A 20,113-nucleotide genomic window follows, 5' to 3' on the forward strand; every position below is an offset into this window, starting at 1 on the left:
CGGCCAGGCCGGGATGGCGCATTTCCGCCTCGATGAGGGCCTGCAATGCAGTCTTACTTTGAACTGGTCGGCTTCGGTGCCCAGGGCTGGGGACCGGCGCTGCTGAAGGGGTTGTGGGTAACCCTGCAGATTTCCGTCGGCGCCTTCCTGGTCGGCATGCTGATCGGCCTGGCCGTCGCCATGGGCAAGCTCAATGGCCCGCGCCCCGTGGCGCAGCTGATGCGCGGCTACACGACCCTGTGCCGGGCGGTGCCCGAGCTGTTGCTGATCCTGTTGCTCTACTACGTCGGTTCGATGGGGCTGAACCAGCTGTTCGCCTGGCTCGGCCACGGCGACGTCAAGCTCAACGGCACCGTGGTGGCGATCGCCGTACTCGGGCTGGTACAGGGTGCCTACGCCTCGGAAATCTTCCGTGGCGCCATTCAGGCCATCCCCCATGGCCAGATCGAAGCAGCACGCGCGTTTGGCCTGAATGGCTTCAGCCTGTTCCGCCGCGTGACCCTGCCGATCATGGCGCCCAACGCACTGGCGGGCATGGCCAACCTCTGGGTCAACCTGATCAAGGACAGCGCCCTGATCAGCGTGGTGGGCACCAACGAATTGCTCTTCACCGCCAAACAGGCGGCCGGTTCCACTCGCTCCTACCTGACCTTCTATCTCACCGCGGCCGCGTTCTACTACCTGCTGACGGTGCTCTCCAACCTGTTTTCCGGCTGGCTCGAGCGGCGTTTCCGTCGCTGGGCTCCGTCGGTGTGAGTGAGGGCAGGCAATGACTCCTACCTGGATCTTCGACTACGGCAAGTTGCTCCTCAACGGCCTTGGCACCACCTTGCTCATCCTCGTCATTTCCGCCGTGCTGGGATTCGCCCTGGCACTGCTGGTCGCCTTGGCGCGGATGTCACGCAACCCGCTGCTGGCGGGGACGAGCCTCGCCTACACCAGCGTGATTCGCGGTACGCCGCTGCTGGTGCAGATCTACATCTTCTACTACGGCCTGGGCAGCCTGTTCGCCCAGTTCCCGCTGATCCGCGGGAGCTTTCTCTGGCCCTACCTGCGCGATGGCTTCTGGTACATCGTCATCGCCCTGGTGCTCTCCGTAGGCGCCTACGTCGGGGAGGTGATTCGCGGGGGCATGAAGTCGGTGCCCAGGGGCGAACTGGAGGCCGCCGCTGCCTTCGGCATGCGCCAGCGCCTGGTGCTGTGTCGCGTCTGGCTGCCCAGGGCGATTCGTCTGCTGCTGCCGACGCTGGCCGGTGAATCGGTGATGCTGCTCAAGTCCACGGCGTTGGCTTCAACCGTGGCGGTGGTGGACCTGCTGGGCGCCGCCAACGTGGTGCGTGCCCAAACCTTCCAGATCTACCAGCCGTTGCTGCTGGTGGCGGGCATCTATATCTGCCTGACCTTCATGATCGAGACGGGCTTTGGTCTGGCGGAGCGGCGAAGCATGTTCCGCCGGGCGAACTGAAGCGGCATGGGAGCGGCATGTTGTAGGAGCGAATTCATTCGCGAATCGCCTCGCAGAGGTGACTGGAATGGCAGGCCTACGGCCTGCTTCGCGAATGAATTCGCTCCCACAGGTTCTTCAGGCATAGGCCCCGCGCCGCAGGCTGTCGACCCAGCGGCGGCTGATCTCCAACCCTTCCTCGGCGCTGAAGTTGGCGGGGTTCAGACACCATTCCAGCCACAGGCCGTCGAGCATGGCCGAAAGGCCGATGGCCGCCAGGCGTGGCTTGGCGATCGAGAAGCCTTCTTCGCGGGCCAGCTCCGACAGCAGCTTTTCCAGCAGCACCAGTGATCCGCCGTAGGTGCGTTCGTGGGCTTCGTTCACCTGCGGGGAATGGCGGATCAGGCTCCAGAACACCACCCAGGGGCTGAGCAGGTCGGGGTCGAGGGTGACCGGCGAGAAGTAGCCGGTGAGGAAGGCCTCAAGGCGTGCAGCGGGCGCCGGCCCTGCCGCGTCGATGCGCGCCACCAGTGCCTGGTTGACCTCACTGGCGAGGGTCTCGTAGGTCTGGGCGACCAGGGCGTCGATACTGCCGAAGTAGTGATTGATCAGCCCCACGGCAACATTGGCTTCCTTGGCGATCCGGCGCACCGAAATGCCGGCATGTCCCTCGGCGACCAGGCAGCGCAGGGCGGCGCGCACCAGATGCTCGCGGCGTTCGTCGGGGTTGGTGCGGGGTTGTCTTTCGCGGGGCGTATCCAAGGGGCGATTTCCTTCGCTCGATGGGCCGGGATAGTACCGCCTGGCTCGATGACAAACCAACCGTCCGGACCGGTCCGGCGACCATGAGGAGACAGGACATGATCGAAGACGTATCGCTCTGCGTGCCAGGGGATTCCGGTGCCATGCTGCGGGTACCGGCCTGGCGCCTGGACAGTGGCAGGCCTGGGCCCAGGGTTCACCTGCAGGCGGGTGTCCACGCCGATGAGATCGCCGGCATGCTGGTGCTGCACACGTTGCTGCCGCGCCTGATCGAGGCCGCCGAGAAGGGCCTGCTGCGCGGCTGCGTGACGGTGGTGCCCCAGTCCAATCCGCTGGGCATCGGCCAGTTCCGCCAGGGGCGTATCCTCGGGCGGCTGCATGAGCCCAGCGGCAGGAATTTCAATCGAGGCTTCCCGGAGTCGCTCGCGCAGGCAAGGCCGTTGGGCAACCTGGCGGCCTGGCAGAAGGCGCTGGCGGTGCTCGCGGCGGACGCCGACATCGTCCTCGACCTGCACACGGACGAGCAGGCGCTGCAGTACGTCTACCTGCATCAGTGCTTCTGGCCCACCGGGCAGGACCTGGCAGCGGCGCTCGGGGCCGAAGTGGCGATCATCTGGGAGGGCGACAGCGATGGCGCCTTCGAGGAAGTGGTGATTGCGCCCTGGCTCGCGGAAGGGCGCTTCGAGGGACGGCTGGTGTCCACCGTCGAGCTGCGCGGCCAAGGGGACGTGAGCGACGCCCTGGCGCAGCAGGATGCCGATGGGATCTACCGCTTTCTCTGTGTCCGCGGGCTGATCGCCGAGCCGGTGCAGTTGCCGTCATGGCAGGGGAGGGCGGTGCCCATCGGGCATATGGAAACGGTCTTCGCGCCCGCAACCGGGGTGCTGGTGTTCGAGCGCGAACTGGGGGACCTGGTCCAGGCGGGAGAGTGTTTCGCGCGCATCATCGCCGTGCCCGGCGATCCTTCCAGCGAGCTTCGGCTGGTGGCGCCTCAGAGCGGGCTGATGGTCACTCGCCATGGTGACCGGTTGATCCAGGCAGGGGCGATCGCCGCCAAGTTCACCGGCTCCGAAGCATCGAGTACCTGGACCTCAGGCGCGCTCGATCCATAACGCTCATATGTAGGAGCCAGCTTGCTGGCGAAGGGGAGGCTCCGATTCGCGAGCAAGCTCGCTCCTACAACCAGATCGCATCCCAGAAAGGGTAATCCCCCAGCTTCTCCACAAGCCCGGCTCGCAAGGGATTGGCAATGACATAGCGGGCTACCGTCCGCACGTCTTCCTCTCTGCGAAGCGCATGGTCGTGAAAACCCTTCTGCCAAAGCTGGCCGCTGCCGCGTGTAAGTGCATTCACGGCAATGGCTGAGCGGGACTTCAGTCGTCTTACCTGCTGTTCCAGAGTTCCGGACTGCAGCTGAACGAGCCAATGCAGATGGTCAGGCATCAATACCCAGGCGAGGGTTTCCAGCGAGTGCCCGTCCCGCATGGCGTAAATCTCCCAGGCGACCAGACAGCCGGCACTCCACTTGGTGAACAGCGGCTTCCGGTTACGGGTAACAGTGGTCAGGAGATATATTCGGCCGGGCTCGGAGACGCGGCCTCTGCGCAGATTCCTTCCTTGATAGCGCATCCATTCAGCTCCCTGTGGGCGAAACAGGGAGGCTTGCTCAGGGCGTCAAGAGGGGCAAGGGAGGGAGTGTAGGAGCCAGCTTGCTGGCGAAGCGGATGGTCCGGTTCGCGAGCAAGCTCGCTCCTACAGCGCGCGGTCAGTGGTGCTCGCGGGTGGCGCGGAATTTCACATCCGGCCAGCGCTCTTCCATCAGGCTGAGGTTCACGCGGGTCGGGGCCAGGTAGGTGAGGTGGCCGCCGCCGTCCACGGCAAGGTTTTCGAAGGCCTTGTCCTGGAACTCCTTGAGCTTCTTCTCGTCCTTGCACTCGATCCAGCGTGCCGACCAGACGTTGATCGCCTCGTAGGCGCACTCGACCTTGTATTCCTCCTTCAGGCGGCTGGCGACCACATCGAACTGCAGCACGCCCACGGCGCCGAGGATGATGTCGTTGTTGCGCTCGGGGAAGAACACCTGGGTGGCGCCTTCCTCGGCCAGTTCCTGCAGGCCCTGGCGCAGCTGCTTGGATTTCAGCGGGTCTTTCAGGCGTACGCGGCGGAAGAGTTCCGGGGCGAAGTGCGGGATGCCGGTGAAGCCCAGGGCCTCGCCTTCGGTGAAGGTGTCGCCGATCTGGATGGTGCCGTGGTTGTGCAGGCCGATGATGTCGCCGGCGAAGGCTTCTTCCAGCTGCTCACGCTCGGAGGAGAAGAAGGTCAGGGCGTCGCCGATCTTCACGTCCTTGCCCAGGCGCACGTGGCGCATCTTCATGCCCTTCTCGTACTTGCCCGAGCAGATGCGCATGAAGGCGATGCGGTCGCGGTGTTTCGGGTCCATGTTCGCCTGGATCTTGAACACGAAGCCGGAGAACTTCTCCTCGGTGGGCTCCACGCTGCGCTCATGGGTAGCGCGCGACAGCGGCTTCGGCGCCCAGTCGACGATGCAGTCGAGCACCTGGTCGACGCCGAAGTTGCCCAGCGCGGTACCGAAGAACACCGGGGTCATCTCGCCCTTGAGGAAGGCTTCCTTGTCGAACTCGTGGCAGGCGCCCTGCACCAGTTCCAGCTCCTCGATGAAGCGTTCGTAGAGGTCGCCCAGGTGGGCACGGGCCTCATCCGAGTCGAGTTTGTCGATCACCTTCATCTCGGTGCGTTCGTGACCGTGGCCGGGGGTGTAGACAATGACCTTGTCCTGGGCCAGGTGGTACACGCCCTTGAAGTCCTTGTAGCAGCCGATCGGCCAGGTGATCGGCGCAGCCTTGATCTTCAGGACGGCTTCGATCTCGTCCAGCAGCTCGATGGGGTCGCGGATGTCGCGGTCCAGCTTGTTGATGAAGCTGACGATGGGCGTGTCACGCAGGCGGCAGACTTCCATCAGGGCGATGGTACGCGGCTCGACGCCCTTACCACCGTCCAGGACCATCAGCGCCGAGTCCACCGCGGTCAGGGTGCGGTAGGTGTCTTCGGAGAAGTCTTCGTGGCCGGGGGTATCGAGCAGGTTGATCATGTGCTCGCGGTAGGGGAACTGCATCACCGAGGTGGTGATGGAGATGCCGCGCTGCTTTTCCATCTCCATCCAGTCGGAGGTGGCGTGACGGTCGGATTTACGCGACTTCACGGTACCGGCCACGGCGATGGCCTTGCCCATCAGCAGCAGCTTCTCGGTGATGGTGGTCTTACCGGCGTCGGGGTGGGAAATGATGGCGAAGGTGCGGCGTTTCGCGACTTCGGCGGCCTGGATGGTCATGGGTGCGTGCCTGGCTGGAAATGTGACGGGCAGCGGACGGCCCGGAAAAGCGCGGGATTATAACGGGAAATGGACGGTCGATCAGCGCCGCCGGGCATGTCGGCCTCCGCAAGCTCGGTGCCACCTAGAGACCAATCTGTGGGAGCGAATTCATTCGCGAATGAATTCGCTCCCACAGGGATGTATCTCCGCCCGGTTCCGGCCCCCTGTCATCACCCTGAAACCCGCGTCTGTGCAGCATTCCATAACGTTTTGTTGAGTATTTGAAACATTCAACTGGTGATGCGACAAAGGGATGCGAGAAAGCGGCAATTTTTGATTGATCTGCGGTTCCTGTGGTCCTAAAGTTCGCGCCCGAACGTCCATGCTGGCAACGATCCATCCGGCTCAAGTACTGACGACGAGAGGTTTGAGGTCATAGATGACTGAAAATCCTCGGCGACATGCCTTGGGAAGTAGGCGAACCAAAGTGGGGAAACTGATCAGACGTTCAGGCCTGTTGTCCAACGCAACTCTGGGCCACCCCTAACAACTTTTGTTTGTTTTGCCATATGGAGTCCCTCGCATGTCGATCAAGGTCGAAGACTATTTCTCGCCCGCAACTTTCCAGCGCATGAAGGCATTCGCCGACAAGCAAGAAACCCCGTTCGTAGTGATCGACAAGCAGACCATCGCTGATTCCTACGACCAGCTGGTGAGCTGCTTCCCCTTCGCCAAGGTCTATTACGCGGTGAAGGCCAACCCCGCCACCGAAATCACCGAGCTGCTGCGCGACAAAGGCTCGAACTTCGACATCGCCTCCATCTATGAGCTGGACAAGGTGATGAAGACCGGCGTTGGCCCGGAGCGCATCAGCTACGGCAACACCATCAAGAAAGCCCGTGATATCCGCTACTTCTACGAGAAGGGCGTGCGTCTGTTCGCCACCGACTCCGAAGCCGACCTGCGTAACATCGCCAAGGCCGCTCCGGGCGCCAAGGTCTATGTGCGCATCCTCACCGAAGGTTCCACCTCGGCTGACTGGCCGCTGTCGCGCAAGTTCGGTTGCAACCCGGACATGGCCCTGGACCTGCTGATCCTCGCCAAGCAACTGGGCCTGGTGCCTTACGGCGTGTCCTTCCACGTTGGCTCGCAGCAGCGCGACATCGACGTATGGGACGCCGCCATTGCCAAGGTCAAGGTGATCTTCGAGCGCCTGAAGGAAGAAGACGGCATCACCCTGCAGATGATCAACATGGGTGGCGGCTTCCCGGCCAACTACATCCAGCGCACCAACAGCCTGGAAACCTACGCCGAGGAAATCATCCGCTTCCTCAAGGAAGACTTCGGCGACGAGCTGCCGGAAATCATCCTGGAGCCGGGTCGTTCCCTGATCGCCAACGCCGGCATCCTGGTCAGCGAAGTAGTGCTGGTGGCGCGTAAGTCGCGCACCGCCGTAGAGCGCTGGATCTACACCGACGTGGGCAAGTTCTCCGGCCTGATCGAAACCATGGACGAAGCCATCAAGTTCCCGATCTGGGTCGAGAAGAAGGGCGAGATGGAAGAAGTCGTGATCGCCGGCCCGACCTGCGACAGCGCCGACATCATGTACGAGAACTACAAGTACGGCCTGCCGCTGAACCTGGCCGCCGAAGACCGCCTCTACTGGCTGTCCACCGGCGCCTACACCACCAGCTACAGCGCGGTGGAATTCAACGGCTTCCCGCCGCTGAAGGCTTTCTACCTGTAAGCCGCCAAGCGTTACCGACAAGGCCCGCCTTCATGGTGGGCCTTGTCGTTTGTGGGGGCGATTCCGTGTCGCAGCGCCTGTCGTTTCGCGTGCCCTGCAGTGGCAGTAAGATGAGTGCGATTTCCATTTGCAATCGCTTGTCGACCGGCTCCCAGCGGGCCTGGAGTGCCTGCCGCCGTGACCGTCCAGATACCCGCCGAAATCGCCGCCGTCGCCGATTACGAAGCCTTCGCCCGCGAGCGCATGACGCCTTCCGCATGGGCCTACCTCAACGGTGGTGCCGCGGATGAGCTGACCCTCGCAGATAACCTCGCCGCCTTCCGGCGCATGCGCCTGCTCAATCGGGTCCTGAAGGATCTGCAGGGCGGCCATACGCGAGTCCGGCTCTGCGGGCTCGATCTCGACTACCCGATCCTCCTCGCCCCGGTGGCCTTCCAGAAGCTGGCCCACCCGGACGGCGAACTGGCCAGCGTCCTGGGCGCTTCGGCGATGGGCGCGGCCATGGTGGTCAGCACCCAGGCCAGCATCAGTCTCGAAGACATCGCCCAGGCGGCGCATGCGCCACTCTGGTTCCAGCTCTACATCCAGCCGGACCGCGACTTCACCCGCGAGCTGGTGCGACGTGCCGAAGCCGCCGGTTATCGCGCCCTGGTGGTGACGGTGGATGCGCCCGTCAACGGCATGCGCAATCGCGAGCAACGTGCCGCCTTCGCCCTGCCCGAGGGCGTTGAGGCGGTCAACCTGAGGGGCATGCGCAGCCTGCCGCCCAGCGTCGCCCAGCCGGGCGCCAGCCCGCTCTTCGGCAGCCCGCTACTGGACCGCGCGCCAACCTGGAAGGACCTGGAGTGGCTGCAATCGCTCACGCGCCTGCCGGTGCTGGTCAAGGGGGTGATGAACCCCGTGGACGCGGCGCGGGCGGTGGATCAGGGCGTGGCAGGCCTGGTGGTTTCCAATCACGGCGGGCGTACGTTGGACGGCATGCCCGCGACCCTGGATGTGCTTCCCGCCATCGCCAGCGTGGTGCAGGGCAGGGTGCCGATCCTGCTGGATGGCGGCATTCGCCGGGGCACCGATGTGCTCAAGGCCATCGCCCTGGGGGCGAGTGCGGTGATGATCGGGCGGCCGTACGTTCACGGGCTGGCTACCGCTGGTGCTTCCGGTGTCGCCCATGTGCTTCACCTGCTGCGCACCGAGTTGGAGGTGGCCATGGCGCTTACCGGCTGCGCCAGAGTGACCGATATCGACGCTTCGCTTATATGGCGCTGAGCGTTCGCACATTTGATTGCGGTGGGCGACAAGCCTGGGAAATCAATGAGATCGAGGCTATCGGCTTGGTCGATTTTTATCCTCGCGTCCAATCCTGCTAGTCGCCAGGCCGAAAATGTGACTTGTCGGTCACTGTTTTTGTGGTGAAAGCCGCGTGCGCGGGATATTTCTCTTTTTACTGATTTATTGCAGCGGATGGCGTCATGATCGAGGTGCTAGGCCGGGAGATAGCTGATCTCATGAATCCGTGCAGGTTCTTGAGAAATGTAAATTTTATGTAAAGTATTTGCATTAATATTTACTGATAAACATTCGCAAATAGAATCGCGCCTCAAATTCACCGGGGAGTGATTCTTATGAGCAAGAAAAACAATCTGCCGCAACGTGCTCTTCTGGCGACTGCCATTGGTCTCGCCACCATCTCGACCGCCGGCCTGGCCATGGCCGCCGAGCAGAGCAAGGCTCTTGAACTCGGCAACGTGAATGTCGACGGCAAGGCCGCCAAGAAAACTTACAAGGTCGAGCAATCCTCCTCGGTGAAATACACCGCTCCGCTGCTGGACACCCCGCAGACCATCACCGTGGTGCCCAAGGAAGTGATTCAGGAGCAGCAGGCCCTGAGCCTGCGCCAGGTGCTGTCCAACGTGTCCGGTATCACCTTCAACGCCGGTGAAGGCGGCGGTGGTTCCGGCGACAGCATTAACATTCGTGGCTTCTCTGCGAACAACAACATCCAGATCGACGGCCTGCGCGACAGCGCCCAGACCAGCCGTACCGATACGTTCAACATCGAGCAGGTCGAGGTCATCAAGGGCCCGAACTCGGTGTTCGGCGGCGCCGGCACCACCGGTGGCAGCATCAACATCATCAGCAAGCAGCCCATGGACCGCGCCTTCACCACCCTCGGTGGCGGCCTCGGCACCGACAACTACCATCGCCTGACCCTGGATTCCAACCAGCCGCTGGAAGGCGTAGGCACCAATAGCGCATTCCGTGTGAACGTGATGGCCCACGAGAACGACGTGCCCGGCCGTGACGAGATCGATCGCGAACGCTGGGGTGTCGCTCCCTCTCTGCGCCTGGGCTTCAACGACTCCACTCGCCTGACCCTGAGCGCCTTCCATCAGACCGACGACAACCTGCCGGACTACGGCGTGCCGGCCCGTGATGGCAAGAAGCTCGGCGGTGTCAGCCGCGAGGACTACTTCGGCTGGGAAAACCTGGACAAGGATGAGATCGAGCAGAACGCCTTTACTGCGAACCTTGAGCACGATTTCAACGACAACCTGCGCCTGCAGAACCTGACCCGTTACAGCCGCATCGACCGCAATACCATCGTCTCGGCGTCTCATGTGAACATCGAGGGCGTTCCGCCGGGCCGCTACCGCCCCGCAGGCCCGCAGGCTTCCGGCCGCGACACCACCACCGAGATGTGGATCAACCAGACCAACCTGCGCGCCAGCTTCGACACTTTCGGGCTGGGTCATGAGCTGGTTACCGGCATGGAAATCTCCCGTGAGGACTTCGACCTCAAGAGCTACAACCACGGTCTGGGCAACGCGTTGTACCCGTCCAATGGCTTCGACCTGTCGAACCCGCCCGGACACTGGGACGGCCCGGTAAACAAGGCCACCACCGGATTCACCGAGAACCAGCTGGACGACAAGGCGCTGTATGTCTTCGACACCATTGCCCTGAACGAGCAGTGGGACTTCAACGCCGGCCTGCGTTACGACTGGTTCAAGGGTCACAGCGATACCTTCGGTGCTACCCACCAGCAGACCGGCGACTTCACCTCCAAGGACGAGAAGCTCAGCAGCCGCGCTGGCCTGGTCTACAAGCCGGTAGAGAACGGCAGCATCTATGTGGCCTGGGGCAACTCCTTCAACCCCACTGCCGAGGGTATCGCCTCCAACGGTGGTGGCCTGACCGCAGCGACCGAGAACCTGGACCCGGAAAAGAACGAGACCTGGGAGCTGGGCACCAAGTGGGAGCTGCTGGATGGCCGCTTGGCAGTGGACGGTGCGCTGTTCCGGGTGGAAAAGACCAATGCACGTGAAACCATGGCCGATGGTTCGACCCAGCTGGCCGGCAAGCAGCGTGTCGAGGGCGTGGAGTTGGGTCTGACCGGCCACATCACCGAGCAGTGGGACGTGTTCGCCAACTACACCTTCCAGTCCAGCGAGACCCTTGATGCTGCCGATACCGCCGCGGGTATCGCTCGCGAAGGCCAGGCGCTGGGGAACACCCCGCCGCGTTCCTTCAACCTGTGGACCACTTACGAGCTGCCGGAAGGCTGGACCCTGGGCTACGGCGCGCGTTACGTGAGCGAACGTAACGTGAGCTCCAGCACCACCGCCAAGCTGGACGCCTACTGGCTGCACAACGCAATGGTCGGCTACAAGGTCAGCAAGAACCTGGACCTGCAGCTGAACGTGAACAACCTGTTCGACAAGGACTACGTGGAGCGTGTGCGTCAGCAGAACGGTACCGACGCGCGTTCCTCCGCCATCGAATACGGTGATGCCCGTTCGGCGATCCTGACCGCCAGCTACTCGTTCTGACGGACGAGCCGAGGGCCCTGCACAAGGGCCCTCGGAGATGGCTGTAAATAAAAGGTAAAAGATCTGAATCCCGACTTTATGCATCCCGTTCTCAAATAGAATCGCCTTCCGGCCAGGCATGGGGCCTGCCGCGAACGAGCGATTCGACGCGTCGCCAGACGCGTATCCGAGGGATATCACGTGTTGAAGAAGACCTTGTTCCAGCTGCACTGGCTGTTCGGTATCAGTGCGGGGCTGGTACTGGCCTTGATGGGCATCACCGGCGCCGCCTACAGCTTCCAGGAAGAAATCCTGCGTTTGCTCAACCCCGAGACCCTGTCGGTCGAAGTGCGTGACAGCGGCGTGCTGCCGCCCGCCGAACTGGTGAGCAAGATCGAGGCAGCCGAGGGCAAGAAGGTGTCCGGCCTCTGGGTCGAAACCAACAACGACCATGCCGCCCGCGTTTTCTTCATGCCGCCGCCGGGCGAGCGTCGTGGCCCCATGCGCTACTTCGACCCCTACACCGGCGAATTGCTGGGCGATCCGGTGGGCCAGAAGTTCTTCGGCCTGATGCTGCAACTGCACCGCTTCCTGGCCATGGGCGAGTTCGGCAAGCAGATCACCGCCGCCTGTACCCTGATCCTGATCTTCTTCTGCCTCTCCGGCCTGTATCTTCGCTGGCCGCGCAAGGCTGGCAGCTGGCGTGCCTGGCTGACCCTCGACTGGTCACGCAAGGGGCGCAGCTTCAACTGGGACCTGCATGCCGTCGCCGGCACCTGGTGCCTGGTGTTCTATCTCCTGGCCGCGCTGACCGGCCTGTTCTGGTCCTACGAGTGGTACCGCGAAGGCCTCAACCGCCTGCTCTCGGACGCTCCCGCCGGCCAGCAGGGCAAGCAGGGCGAGCGCCGTGGTGAAGGTCGTGGCCGCCCGGGCATGCAGGCCCCGTCCGGTCCGCCGCTGGTGGTGGACTACGACGCCGTATGGAAGAGCATCCGCGAAACCGCCGGCCCGACCATGAGTGCCTACAACCTGCGCCTGCCACCGGTGGGCGGCCAGTCGGCCCAGGTGTTCTACCTGCTGGAAGACGCCTCACATCCGCGCGCGTTGAACCAGATCGTCATCGATCCGGCCACGGGCAAGGTAAAACGCAGCGACCGCTACACCGACAAGAGCTTCAAGGCGCAGTTGCTGACCAGCATCTATGCGCTGCATGTGGGCGAGTATTTCGGCCTGCCGGGTCGCATCCTGGTGATGCTGGCGAGCCTGACCATGCCGCTGTTCTTCATTACCGGCTGGCTGCTCTATCTGGACCGTCGGCGCAAGAAGCGCGCGGCCCGGGCTGCCCGTGGCGGCCTGGCCGAGAGCGCTGGCGAGGGTTCCTGGCTGATCGGTTTCGCCAGCCAGAGCGGCCTCGCCGAACAACTGGCCTGGCAAAGCGCCGGCCAGCTCCAGGCGGCCGGCCTGCCGGTGCGCGTCGAACCCCTGGCGTCGCTGGACGGCGGCGCCCTGGCCAAGGCCAGCAACGCACTCTTCGTGGTCAGCACCTTCGGTGACGGCGAGGCACCGGACAACGCCCGTGGCTTCGAACGCAAGGTGCTGGGGCAAGCCTCCCAGCTCGCCGGCCTGCGCTTTGCCGTGCTGGCCCTGGGGGACCGTCAGTACGAACATTTCTGCGGTTTCGGTCGCCGTCTGCAGAGCTGGTTGAAGGGGCAGGGCGCGAGCCAACTGTTCGATCCGGTGGAAGTGGACAACGGCGACAGCGGCGCCCTGCAGCAGTGGCAGCAGCGGCTGGCTCAGGTCTCCGGCGGCGCCATGCTGACCCCTTGGAGCGGCCCGAACTTCGAAAGCTGGACGCTGGAGGGCCGCGAGCAGCTCAACCCAGGCAGCCAGGGTGAATCCACCTGGCTCCTGCGACTGCGCGCTCCAGCGGGCAGTCAAGTGGACTGGCAGGCCGGCGACCTGGTGGAAATCCTTCCGAGTCAGGCCGAATCGGTCATCGACGCCTGGTTGGCAAGGCACCACCTCGACGGCAATGTCCAGGTCGAACTGGACGGCCTGCGCCAGTCGCTGCGCCAGGCACTGGCAGGGCGCCTGCTGCCGAGTTCGTTCGAGCATCTGGTTGGTCTGCAACCGCAGGCGCTGGTGCAGGCGCTGATCGGCCTGTCCGTTCGCCAGTACTCCATCGCCTCGCTGGCCAGCGACGGTGCGCTGGAGCTGATCGTGCGCCAGGAACAGCACGCTGATGGCAGCCTGGGTATCGCCTCCGGCTGGCTGACCCATTACCTGCCGGTCGGTGCCGTCGTGCCGCTGCGCCTGCGTCGCAACAGCCGCTTCCATCTGATCGAAGAAGACCGTCCGCTGATCTTCATCGGCAACGGCACCGGGCTCGCCGGTTTGCGCAGCCTGCTCAAGGCCGCCATCGCCGCTGGCCGCAACCGCAACTGGTTGCTGTTCGGCGAGCGCAACCAGGCCCATGACTTCTACTGCCGCGATGAGCTGCAGGGCTGGCTGGCCAGGGGCGAACTGCAACGCCTGGACCTTGCCTTCTCCCGCGACCAGACCGAGAAGATCTACGTGCAGGACCGCCTGCGCGAGGCCGCCGATGAGCTGCGTGCCTGGCTGGCCGAGGGCGCGGTGATCTACGTCTGTGGCAGCCTGCAGGGCATGGCTGAAGGCGTCGACCGCACCCTGCGGGACATCCTGGGCGACGAAACGCTGCAGCAACTGAATGACGATGGTCGCTACCGCCGCGATGTGTATTGAAGTCGCTAGCGCCGAACCGAGTGATCCCTGCTCCTAGGGAATGTTCGCCCCGCCTAGTGCGGGGCGTTTTTTTGCATCGTCTGGGCAGACCTTCGGCCTGCTTGGCGAATGAATTCGCCCCTACAGGAACACCACGAGGGGCACGGACAGCTCCCTCTCCCGCTTGCGGGAGAGGGCGGGGGTGAGGGCAACGTCAGGCCTGCTCGGTGCCAACTCTTTTCGCGAATAAATTCGCTCCTACAAGAGCGCCGCCATTTAGCCATCTCGGTGGCTGAATTCGCCCCCACAGGAAAAGAATCGCGGCCAGGCATTGCACCGTCCACTCCCTCTCCCTTCAGGGAGCGGGTTGGGGAGAGGGTGCCTTTCACGGCGAATGAATTGTTCCCAGCCAGAGCGCCGGCTTTTAGCCATAATCCGCTTCATGAACAGACGAATCCTGCTGAACTGCGACATGGGGGAAAGCTTCGGCGCCTGGCGCATGGGCGACGACGAACACGCCATGCCGCTGGTGGACCAGGCGAACCTCGCCTGCGGTTTCCACGCCGCCGATCCCCTGACCATGCAACGCACTGTCGAACTGGCGCTGCGCCACGATGTGCGCATCGGCGCCCATCCGGCGTACCCGGACCTCGCCGGATTCGGCAGGCGTCACATGACCTGCTCGCCGGAAGAAGTACGCGCCCAGGTGCTCTACCAGATCGGTGCGCTGGAAGCCTTCTGCCGCGTCGTCGGCACCCAGGTTGCCTATGTCAAACCCCACGGTGCCCTGTACAACGACCTGGTGCGCGACGATGCCCTGCTCGCCGCGGTGCTCGATGCTTGCGGCAGTTACCGCAAGGGGCTGCCGTTGATGGTCCTGGCCCTGGCAGACAACAGCCGTGAACTGCAACTGGCCGATGCCGCCGACGTGCCGCTGATGTTCGAGGCCTTCGCCGATCGCGCCTACCTTTCCGACGGCCAGCTTGCCCCCCGGCGCCTGGCGGGTGCCGTGCACCACGACCCCGAACGCATCCTCGACCAGGCCCTGGCCATCGCCGCCGGCGAGCCCTTCCCGGACATCGATGGCAAGCCGCTGCGGCTTACCGCCGACAGCCTCTGCGTGCATGGTGACAACCCCGAGTCCCTGGCCGTGCTGCGCCGTCTGCGAGGCAAGCTGGACGCCTTATGATCCGCCTCGAACCCGCTGGCGCTGAAGCCCTGCTGCTGGTACTGGCCGACGAGCCGGATGCCCGCTTGCCGGAACGCATCGCCGTGCTGGCCGAGACCCTGCGCCGACATTCGGGCCACCTGCTGCTCGATCTGGTGCCCGGCTGGACCACCTTGCTGCTGCACTACGACATCACCCGCACCGACCATCAGGCCCTGACGCTGCACATCGAGCCGTTGCTGGAAGCCTGGCTGGCGGAAGGGGCTGTGGTCGACCCTGGCCGTTTGCATGAAATTCCCATCTGGTACTGCGGCGAGGATCTGGCCTGGGTGGCCGAGTCCTGCGGCCTGTCGGTCGACGATCTGGTGGACATCCACAGCCGCGCCGAGTACCGGGTCGGCGCCATCGGCTTCTCCCCCGGTTTCGCCTACCTCGGCGGGCTCGACTCGCGCCTGGCCCTGCCGCGACGCAGCAGCCCGCGCATTCGTGTGCCAGCAGGCAGCCTGGCCATCGCCGAGCGGCAGACGGCCATTTATCCACAGGCGTCTCCAGGCGGCTGGCATCTGCTCGGACTGTGCCCCTGGCGACTGTTCGACGCCCACCGTGAGCCGCCGTGTCCGCTGGAGCTAGGCGACCGCGTACGCTTCTTCGCCATCGACGAAACCCGCTACCGCAACGAGGGTGGCGAGACATGAGCGGCCTGCGGGTGATCAAGCCCGGCCCGCTGAGCCTTCTGCAGGACGCCGGTCGTCACGGGTGGCAGCACCTGGGTGTATCGCCGGCCGGCCCCATGGACCCGCAGGCGGCAGCTTGGGCCAATCGGTTGCTGGGTAATCCCCGCGGCTGCGCGGTGCTGGAAATCGCCCTGGGCGGCGTGGAGCTGGAAGCCGAGGATGCGCTCTGGGTGGCCTTCACCGGCGCCGACATGCCGCTGAACGTGGACGGCGAATTGCGCCTCAACTGGTCGCGTTTTCGTCTTGAGGCCGGGCAGCGCTTGCAGATTGGTTTCGCCCGCAGCGGGCAGCGCGGCTATCTGGCGCTGGTAGGCGGGATACGCGCCGAACCCGTGCTGGGCAGTGTCGCTTGCCAGTTGCGCGAAGGCCTGGGTGGGCTGGACGGCGAGGGGACGCGCTTGACCGAGGACGACCTGCTCGCCGGCGGCGATGGCGATTTCCCCTGGGGCGCCAGCGTGCCCTGGCCCTGGCAGCCGGACTACAAGGTGGCGCAATCGTTGCGGGTGATGCTCGGCGGCGACGCGGCCAGCTTCGACGAAGCGCAGGCGCGGGCATTCTTCGAGCGGCCCTGGCAGATCAGCCCGCAGTCCGACCGCATGGGTGTGCGGCTGGAGGGCGATCCCCTGGTCGCACCACAGCGCCAGTGGTCACAGGGCGTGGTCAGCGGCGCCATCCAGGTGCCGCCGGATGGCCAGCCGATCATCCTCATGGCCGACCGCCAGACCATGGGCGGCTACCCCATTCTCGGCTGGGTTCATCCCCTGGACCTCGGGCGCCTGGCGCAATGCCCGGCGAACCAGATCTTGCGCTTCATCGTCATGAGCCTGGAGGACGCGCAGGCCGAGCTGCGGGCGTTCTATCGCTTCTTCGGGCGTTAGCTGTTGCCAGAAATCGACAGTCGGTCCAGGTGCCTTGTAGGAGCTAGCTTGCTAGCGAAAGGGCGCCATTCGCTGGCAAGCCAGCTCCTACGAGCAATGCAGCTACTTACAACACTTAATTCAGACACAGCGAAGCAGCCCGTCCGTGCAGCGGATCATTTCGGCAGGTGATTCAACGGTAGTGGCGAAGGTGCCTTCACCGTCTGGATCGCGAAGTTGCTGCGGATGTCACTCACGCCGGGGAGCTTGAGCAGCGTGCCGGTAAGGAAGTGCTCGTAGGCGCGCAGGTCCGGCACCACCACTTGCAGCAGGAAGTCCGCTTCGCCTGATACCAGGTGCACCGAGATCACTTCCGGCAGGCTGATCACCGCTTCGCGGAACGCGTCGGCCTGTTCCTGGCGATGGCGCTCTACCTTGATCCCCACGAATACCGTCAGGCCCAACCCGACTTCGTCACGGTCGAGGCTTGCGTGGTAGCCACGAATCACCCCGGCCTCCTCCAGCAGCCGTACCCGGCGCAGGCAGGGGGAGGCGGAGAGGCCGATCTCGTCGGCCAGTTGCACATTGGACAAGCGGCCATCGCGCTGCAGGGCCGCGAGGATTCGATGGTCCAGGGCGTCGAGTTTAAGTTTTGGCATATGTGCTCTGTTGTGCTTCGTCAGGTTGGCAGGAAATGCCAGAAATCATGGCGGAGTAGGCCGAATACGCAAGCACCTGCCCTGGCCTTCGGCCCTAGAATTTTCTCTCCACAGGCTGTTCTGGAGCGAACGACATGACCGGTTTCCTGATCGCCCTGGCGGTGGTCTACCTGCTGCCCGGGCCCGACATGATCCTCTTGCTGCAAACCGGTGCGCGCCAGGGTCGCGCCATGGCCCTGGCAACCGCACTGGGGCTGGCGCTGGCGCGTGGCTGCCACGTGGCGCTGGCCGGTCTCGGCTTGGCGGTGTTGTTCAAGACCGCGCCCTGGACCTTCGATGTCGTTCGCCTGGCCGGAGCCGGCTACCTGCTCTGGCTGGGCCTGAAGCTGCTCCAGGCGGAGGCGTCGGCATTGGTGGTGGACGCTGAGCGCCAGCCTTCGCGGGCCTACTGGCAAGCCTTGCGCCGTGGGCTGCTGACCAACCTGCTGAACCCCAAGGCGCTGGTGTTCTGCTCGGTGCTGCTGCCGCAATTCGTCAGCCCGGACGCCGGGCCCATGGGGCTGCAGTTCGCCCTGCTGGGGGCCGTCCTGGTGGCGGTGGGGCTGGCCTTCGACTCGGCCTATGCGCTGATGGGCGCCGGCTTGGGCCGTTGGCTGGGACGCCGGCCGCTGGTGCAGCGGGTGCAGCAGTGGCTGTTCGGCGGAGTGCTGGTGGGGTTCGGGGTGAGGCTGGCGTTGCTGAAAGATCTGTAGGGGCGAATTCATTCGCCAAGGGATGCGCAGCATCCCCGGCAGTTATCACGGGCAGGCCGTTGGCCTGCTTGGCGAATGAATTCGCCCCTACAAGGGTTTCCCGGTTCCGCTCTCAAACGTTGATGGTTTCCACGTTGTGGCAGGCCACCTGGCGGGCGTCGAGCAGGCGCAGCTCCGGTACTTCCACCTTGCAACGCTCGGTGGCGTAGGGGCAGCGCTTGTGGAAGGCGCAGCCGGATGGCGGGTTGAGCGGGTTGGGCAGTTCGCCGGTGATCTTGATCTTCGGCTTGCTCGGGTCTGGGTGGATGGCCGGCGTGGCCGAGAGCAGGGCCTTGGTGTAAGGGTGCAGCGGACGCTCGTAGATCAGTTCGCTGGGGCCCATTTCCGCCGGGCGGCCGAGGTACATCACCAACACGTCGTTGGCGACGTGGCGTACCACGGCCAGGTTGTGGGAGATGAACACGTAGCCGGTGTTGTAGCGCTCCTGCAGGTCCATGAAGAGGTTGAGCACCTGGGCCTGGATCGACACGTCCAGGGCCGATGTGGGCTCGTCCGCCACCAGTACCTTTGGGTTGAGCATCATGGCGCGGGCCAGGGCGATGCGCTGGCGCTGGCCGCCGGAGAACATGTGCGGATAGCGCTGGAAATGCTCGGGGCGCAGGCCCACCTGTTGCATCATCGCCTGCACCTGCTCGCGGCGTTCGACGCGGGACAGGCCGGTGTTGATGACCAGTGGTTCGGCCAACTGGTCGCCGATCTTCTGCCTCGGGTTGAGCGAGGCGTAGGGGTTCTGGAACACCATCTGCACATCACGGCGCAGTTGCTTGCGTTCGTCCCTGCTGGCACCCGCGACTTCCCGGCCAGCGATCTGCAGGGAGCCGGAGGAGGGTTCCTCAATCAGAGTCAAGGCGCGGGCCAGGGTGGATTTACCGCAGCCGGACTCACCGACCACGGCCAGCGTGCGACCGGCCTCGAGTTCGAAGGACACCCCGTTGAGGGCGCGCACCAAGGCATGGGGCTTGAACAGGCCACGGGAGACCTCGTAGTGGCGGTGCAGGTCTCGGGCGGTCAATACGGCACTCATCGCGCCACCTCGATCAGGTTAAGGGGGTAGAAGCAGCGCACGGCGCCATGGGCGTGCGGGTCCAGCGTCGGGCGCTGGGCCACGCAATTGGACTGGCCGTAAGGGCAGCGTGGCGACAGCAGGCAGCCATGGGGACGGTCGTAGCGGCCGGGGACGATGCCGGGCAGCGTCGACAGGCGGTGGGCGCCAAGGCTGTGCTCGGGAATCGCCTTGAGCAGGGCTTCGGTATAGGGATGGGTGGGCTCGTCGAACAGGCGCGGCACTTCGCCGATTTCCACAGCCTGGCCGGCGTACATCACGCACACGCGGTCGGCGGTTTCGGCAACCACGGCCAAGTCATGGGTGATCAGCACCAGGGCCATGCCCTGGTCGCGCTGCAGGTCCAGCAGCAGGTCCATGATCTGCGCCTGGATGGTTACGTCCAGGGCGGTGGTGGGTTCGTCTGCGATCAGCAGCTTGGGTTCGGCGGCGATGGCCATGGCGATGGCCACGCGCTGGCTCATGCCCCCGGACAACTGGTGCGGATAGGCATCGAGACGGCTGGCGGCACCGGGGATTTCCACCCGTTCCAGCAGCTCCAGGGCGCGCTGGCGGGCGGCCTTGCCCTTCAGGCCCAGGTGCTGGCGCAGCACTTCCTCAATCTGGAAGCCCACGGTGTAGCTGGGGTTGAGGGCGGTCATCGGGTCCTGGAAGACCATCGCCAGGTCCTTGCCGACGATGTGGCGACGCTGCTTGCCCTTGAGCTTGAGCATGTCGTGGCCGTCGAAGCGCAGGCTGTCGGCGGTGATGCGGCCGGGGGCGTCGATCAGGCCCATCAGCGCCATCATGGTCACCGACTTGCCGGAGCCGGACTCGCCAACGATGGCCAGCACTTCACCCTTGTTCACCGAGATATCGAGGCCATCCACCACCGGGACGGCGTTGGCGTCGCCGAAGCGCACGCTGAGGTTCTTGATTTCCAGAAGGCTCATACGGCGGTCTCCGGGCAATGCGCAACGCTGGAACGCGACGTTGTAGGAGCGAG

17 protein-coding genes are annotated in these 20,113 nt (G+C 64.4%); 11 read left to right on the plus strand and 6 right to left on the minus strand.

Annotated elements, in window-relative coordinates; all coding sequences use genetic code 11:
• Positions 1-45: 45 nt before the first annotated feature.
• Both E8E91_RS25515 and E8E91_RS25520 read left to right on the plus strand, forming a co-directional pair.
• Positions 46-756: an ABC transporter permease subunit gene (locus E8E91_RS25515; RefSeq protein ID WP_280379718.1), complete on the plus strand. Its 711-nt coding sequence runs from the start codon at positions 46-48 to the stop codon at positions 754-756.
• 13 nt (positions 757-769) lie between these two features.
• A complete protein-coding gene (locus tag E8E91_RS25520; protein WP_151131905.1) occupies positions 770-1,465 on the plus strand; it encodes an ABC transporter permease subunit in 696 nt (231 codons plus the stop codon).
• 117 nt (positions 1,466-1,582) lie between these two features.
• Here E8E91_RS25520 and E8E91_RS25525 read toward each other — a convergent pair whose 3' ends face one another.
• A complete protein-coding gene (locus E8E91_RS25525; protein ID WP_280379720.1) occupies positions 1,583-2,206 on the minus strand; it encodes a TetR family transcriptional regulator C-terminal domain-containing protein in 624 nt (207 codons plus the stop codon).
• Positions 2,207-2,304: 98 nt separating this feature from the next.
• Between E8E91_RS25525 and E8E91_RS25530 the strand changes: the two genes are divergently transcribed.
• Entirely contained in the window at positions 2,305-3,318 is a 1,014-nt protein-coding gene (locus E8E91_RS25530; protein ID WP_280379722.1) for a succinylglutamate desuccinylase/aspartoacylase family protein, read from the plus strand.
• A gap of 64 nt (positions 3,319-3,382) precedes the next feature.
• Here E8E91_RS25530 and E8E91_RS25535 read toward each other — a convergent pair whose 3' ends face one another.
• Complete coding sequence (locus tag E8E91_RS25535) at positions 3,383-3,835, minus strand: transposase (protein WP_280379724.1); 453 nt, start codon at positions 3,833-3,835, stop codon at positions 3,383-3,385.
• Between the two features lie 136 nt (positions 3,836-3,971).
• Positions 3,972-5,555: a peptide chain release factor 3 gene (locus E8E91_RS25540; RefSeq protein ID WP_280379726.1), complete on the minus strand. Its 1,584-nt coding sequence runs from the start codon at positions 5,553-5,555 to the stop codon at positions 3,972-3,974.
• Positions 5,556-6,120: 565 nt separating this feature from the next.
• Here E8E91_RS25540 and E8E91_RS25545 point away from each other — a divergent pair.
• From E8E91_RS25545 to E8E91_RS25575, 7 genes are all read left to right on the plus strand, one after another.
• Positions 6,121-7,284, plus strand: a complete 1,164-nt coding sequence (locus E8E91_RS25545) for a type III PLP-dependent enzyme (protein WP_280379729.1) — start codon at positions 6,121-6,123, stop codon at positions 7,282-7,284.
• A 177-nt stretch (positions 7,285-7,461) separates the two neighbouring features.
• Positions 7,462-8,550 carry an alpha-hydroxy acid oxidase gene (locus tag E8E91_RS25550; RefSeq protein WP_280379730.1) on the plus strand — a complete coding sequence of 363 codons (1,089 nt, stop codon included), beginning with the start codon at positions 7,462-7,464 and terminating at the stop codon, positions 8,548-8,550.
• A gap of 356 nt (positions 8,551-8,906) precedes the next feature.
• Positions 8,907-11,114 (plus strand): TonB-dependent siderophore receptor, encoded by a 2,208-nt coding sequence (locus E8E91_RS25555; protein WP_280379732.1) that lies wholly within the window; start codon positions 8,907-8,909, stop codon positions 11,112-11,114.
• 183 nt (positions 11,115-11,297) lie between these two features.
• Positions 11,298-13,856, plus strand: coding sequence for a sulfite reductase flavoprotein subunit alpha (locus tag E8E91_RS25560; protein WP_280379748.1), 2,559 nt, complete (start codon positions 11,298-11,300; stop codon positions 13,854-13,856).
• A 421-nt stretch (positions 13,857-14,277) separates the two neighbouring features.
• Positions 14,278-15,024: a 5-oxoprolinase subunit PxpA gene (locus E8E91_RS25565; RefSeq protein WP_280379734.1), complete on the plus strand. Its 747-nt coding sequence runs from the start codon at positions 14,278-14,280 to the stop codon at positions 15,022-15,024.
• Positions 15,021-15,698 (plus strand): 5-oxoprolinase subunit PxpB, encoded by a 678-nt coding sequence (pxpB, locus tag E8E91_RS25570; protein ID WP_280379736.1) that lies wholly within the window; start codon positions 15,021-15,023, stop codon positions 15,696-15,698. The genes E8E91_RS25565 and pxpB overlap by 4 nt, the downstream gene beginning before the upstream one ends.
• Positions 15,695-16,615, plus strand: coding sequence for a biotin-dependent carboxyltransferase family protein (locus tag E8E91_RS25575; protein ID WP_280379737.1), 921 nt, complete (start codon positions 15,695-15,697; stop codon positions 16,613-16,615). Before pxpB ends, E8E91_RS25575 begins: the two co-directional genes overlap by 4 nt.
• 155 nt (positions 16,616-16,770) lie before the next feature.
• Here the strand turns inward: E8E91_RS25575 and E8E91_RS25580 are convergent, their stop codons facing one another.
• On the minus strand, positions 16,771-17,253 hold the full coding sequence (locus tag E8E91_RS25580; RefSeq protein WP_280367057.1) for an Lrp/AsnC family transcriptional regulator: 483 nt from the start codon (positions 17,251-17,253) through the stop codon (positions 16,771-16,773).
• Positions 17,254-17,387: 134 nt separating this feature from the next.
• Between E8E91_RS25580 and E8E91_RS25585 the strand changes: the two genes are divergently transcribed.
• Positions 17,388-18,005 (plus strand): LysE family translocator, encoded by a 618-nt coding sequence (locus E8E91_RS25585; RefSeq protein WP_280379739.1) that lies wholly within the window; start codon positions 17,388-17,390, stop codon positions 18,003-18,005.
• Positions 18,006-18,117: 112 nt separating this feature from the next.
• Here E8E91_RS25585 and E8E91_RS25590 read toward each other — a convergent pair whose 3' ends face one another.
• Positions 18,118-19,089: a peptide ABC transporter ATP-binding protein gene (locus E8E91_RS25590; RefSeq protein WP_280379741.1), complete on the minus strand. Its 972-nt coding sequence runs from the start codon at positions 19,087-19,089 to the stop codon at positions 18,118-18,120.
• Positions 19,086-20,060 carry an ABC transporter ATP-binding protein gene (locus tag E8E91_RS25595; protein ID WP_280367063.1) on the minus strand — a complete coding sequence of 325 codons (975 nt, stop codon included), beginning with the start codon at positions 20,058-20,060 and terminating at the stop codon, positions 19,086-19,088. Before E8E91_RS25595 ends, E8E91_RS25590 begins: the two co-directional genes overlap by 4 nt.
• Positions 20,061-20,113 lie beyond the last annotated feature (53 nt).

The organism is Pseudomonas sp. BN515 (assembly GCF_029873155.1).
GTDB lineage: Bacteria > Pseudomonadota > Gammaproteobacteria > Pseudomonadales > Pseudomonadaceae > Metapseudomonas.

Excerpts from the sequence above, each read along its gene's own strand:
- E8E91_RS25575 (WP_280379737.1), top strand. The coding sequence starts at position 15,695 with ATGAGCGGCCTGCGGGTGATCAAGCCCGGCCCGCTGAGCCTTCTGCAG.
- E8E91_RS25585 (WP_280379739.1), top strand. The coding sequence starts at position 17,388 with ATGACCGGTTTCCTGATCGCCCTGGCGGTGGTCTACCTGCTGCCCGGG.
- E8E91_RS25530 (WP_280379722.1), top strand. The coding sequence starts at position 2,305 with ATGATCGAAGACGTATCGCTCTGCGTGCCAGGGGATTCCGGTGCCATG.
- E8E91_RS25590 (WP_280379741.1), bottom strand. The coding sequence starts at position 19,089 with ATGAGTGCCGTATTGACCGCCCGAGACCTGCACCGCCACTACGAGGTC.
- pxpB (WP_280379736.1), top strand. The coding sequence starts at position 15,021 with ATGATCCGCCTCGAACCCGCTGGCGCTGAAGCCCTGCTGCTGGTACTG.
- E8E91_RS25515 (WP_280379718.1), top strand. The coding sequence starts at position 46 with ATGCAGTCTTACTTTGAACTGGTCGGCTTCGGTGCCCAGGGCTGGGGA.
- E8E91_RS25555 (WP_280379732.1), top strand. The coding sequence starts at position 8,907 with ATGAGCAAGAAAAACAATCTGCCGCAACGTGCTCTTCTGGCGACTGCC.
- E8E91_RS25535 (WP_280379724.1), bottom strand. The coding sequence starts at position 3,835 with ATGCGCTATCAAGGAAGGAATCTGCGCAGAGGCCGCGTCTCCGAGCCC.
- E8E91_RS25540 (WP_280379726.1), bottom strand. The coding sequence starts at position 5,555 with ATGACCATCCAGGCCGCCGAAGTCGCGAAACGCCGCACCTTCGCCATC.
- E8E91_RS25520 (WP_151131905.1), top strand. The coding sequence starts at position 770 with ATGACTCCTACCTGGATCTTCGACTACGGCAAGTTGCTCCTCAACGGC.
- E8E91_RS25565 (WP_280379734.1), top strand. The coding sequence starts at position 14,278 with ATGAACAGACGAATCCTGCTGAACTGCGACATGGGGGAAAGCTTCGGC.
- E8E91_RS25545 (WP_280379729.1), top strand. The coding sequence starts at position 6,121 with ATGTCGATCAAGGTCGAAGACTATTTCTCGCCCGCAACTTTCCAGCGC.
- E8E91_RS25595 (WP_280367063.1), bottom strand. The coding sequence starts at position 20,060 with ATGAGCCTTCTGGAAATCAAGAACCTCAGCGTGCGCTTCGGCGACGCC.
- E8E91_RS25580 (WP_280367057.1), bottom strand. The coding sequence starts at position 17,253 with ATGCCAAAACTTAAACTCGACGCCCTGGACCATCGAATCCTCGCGGCC.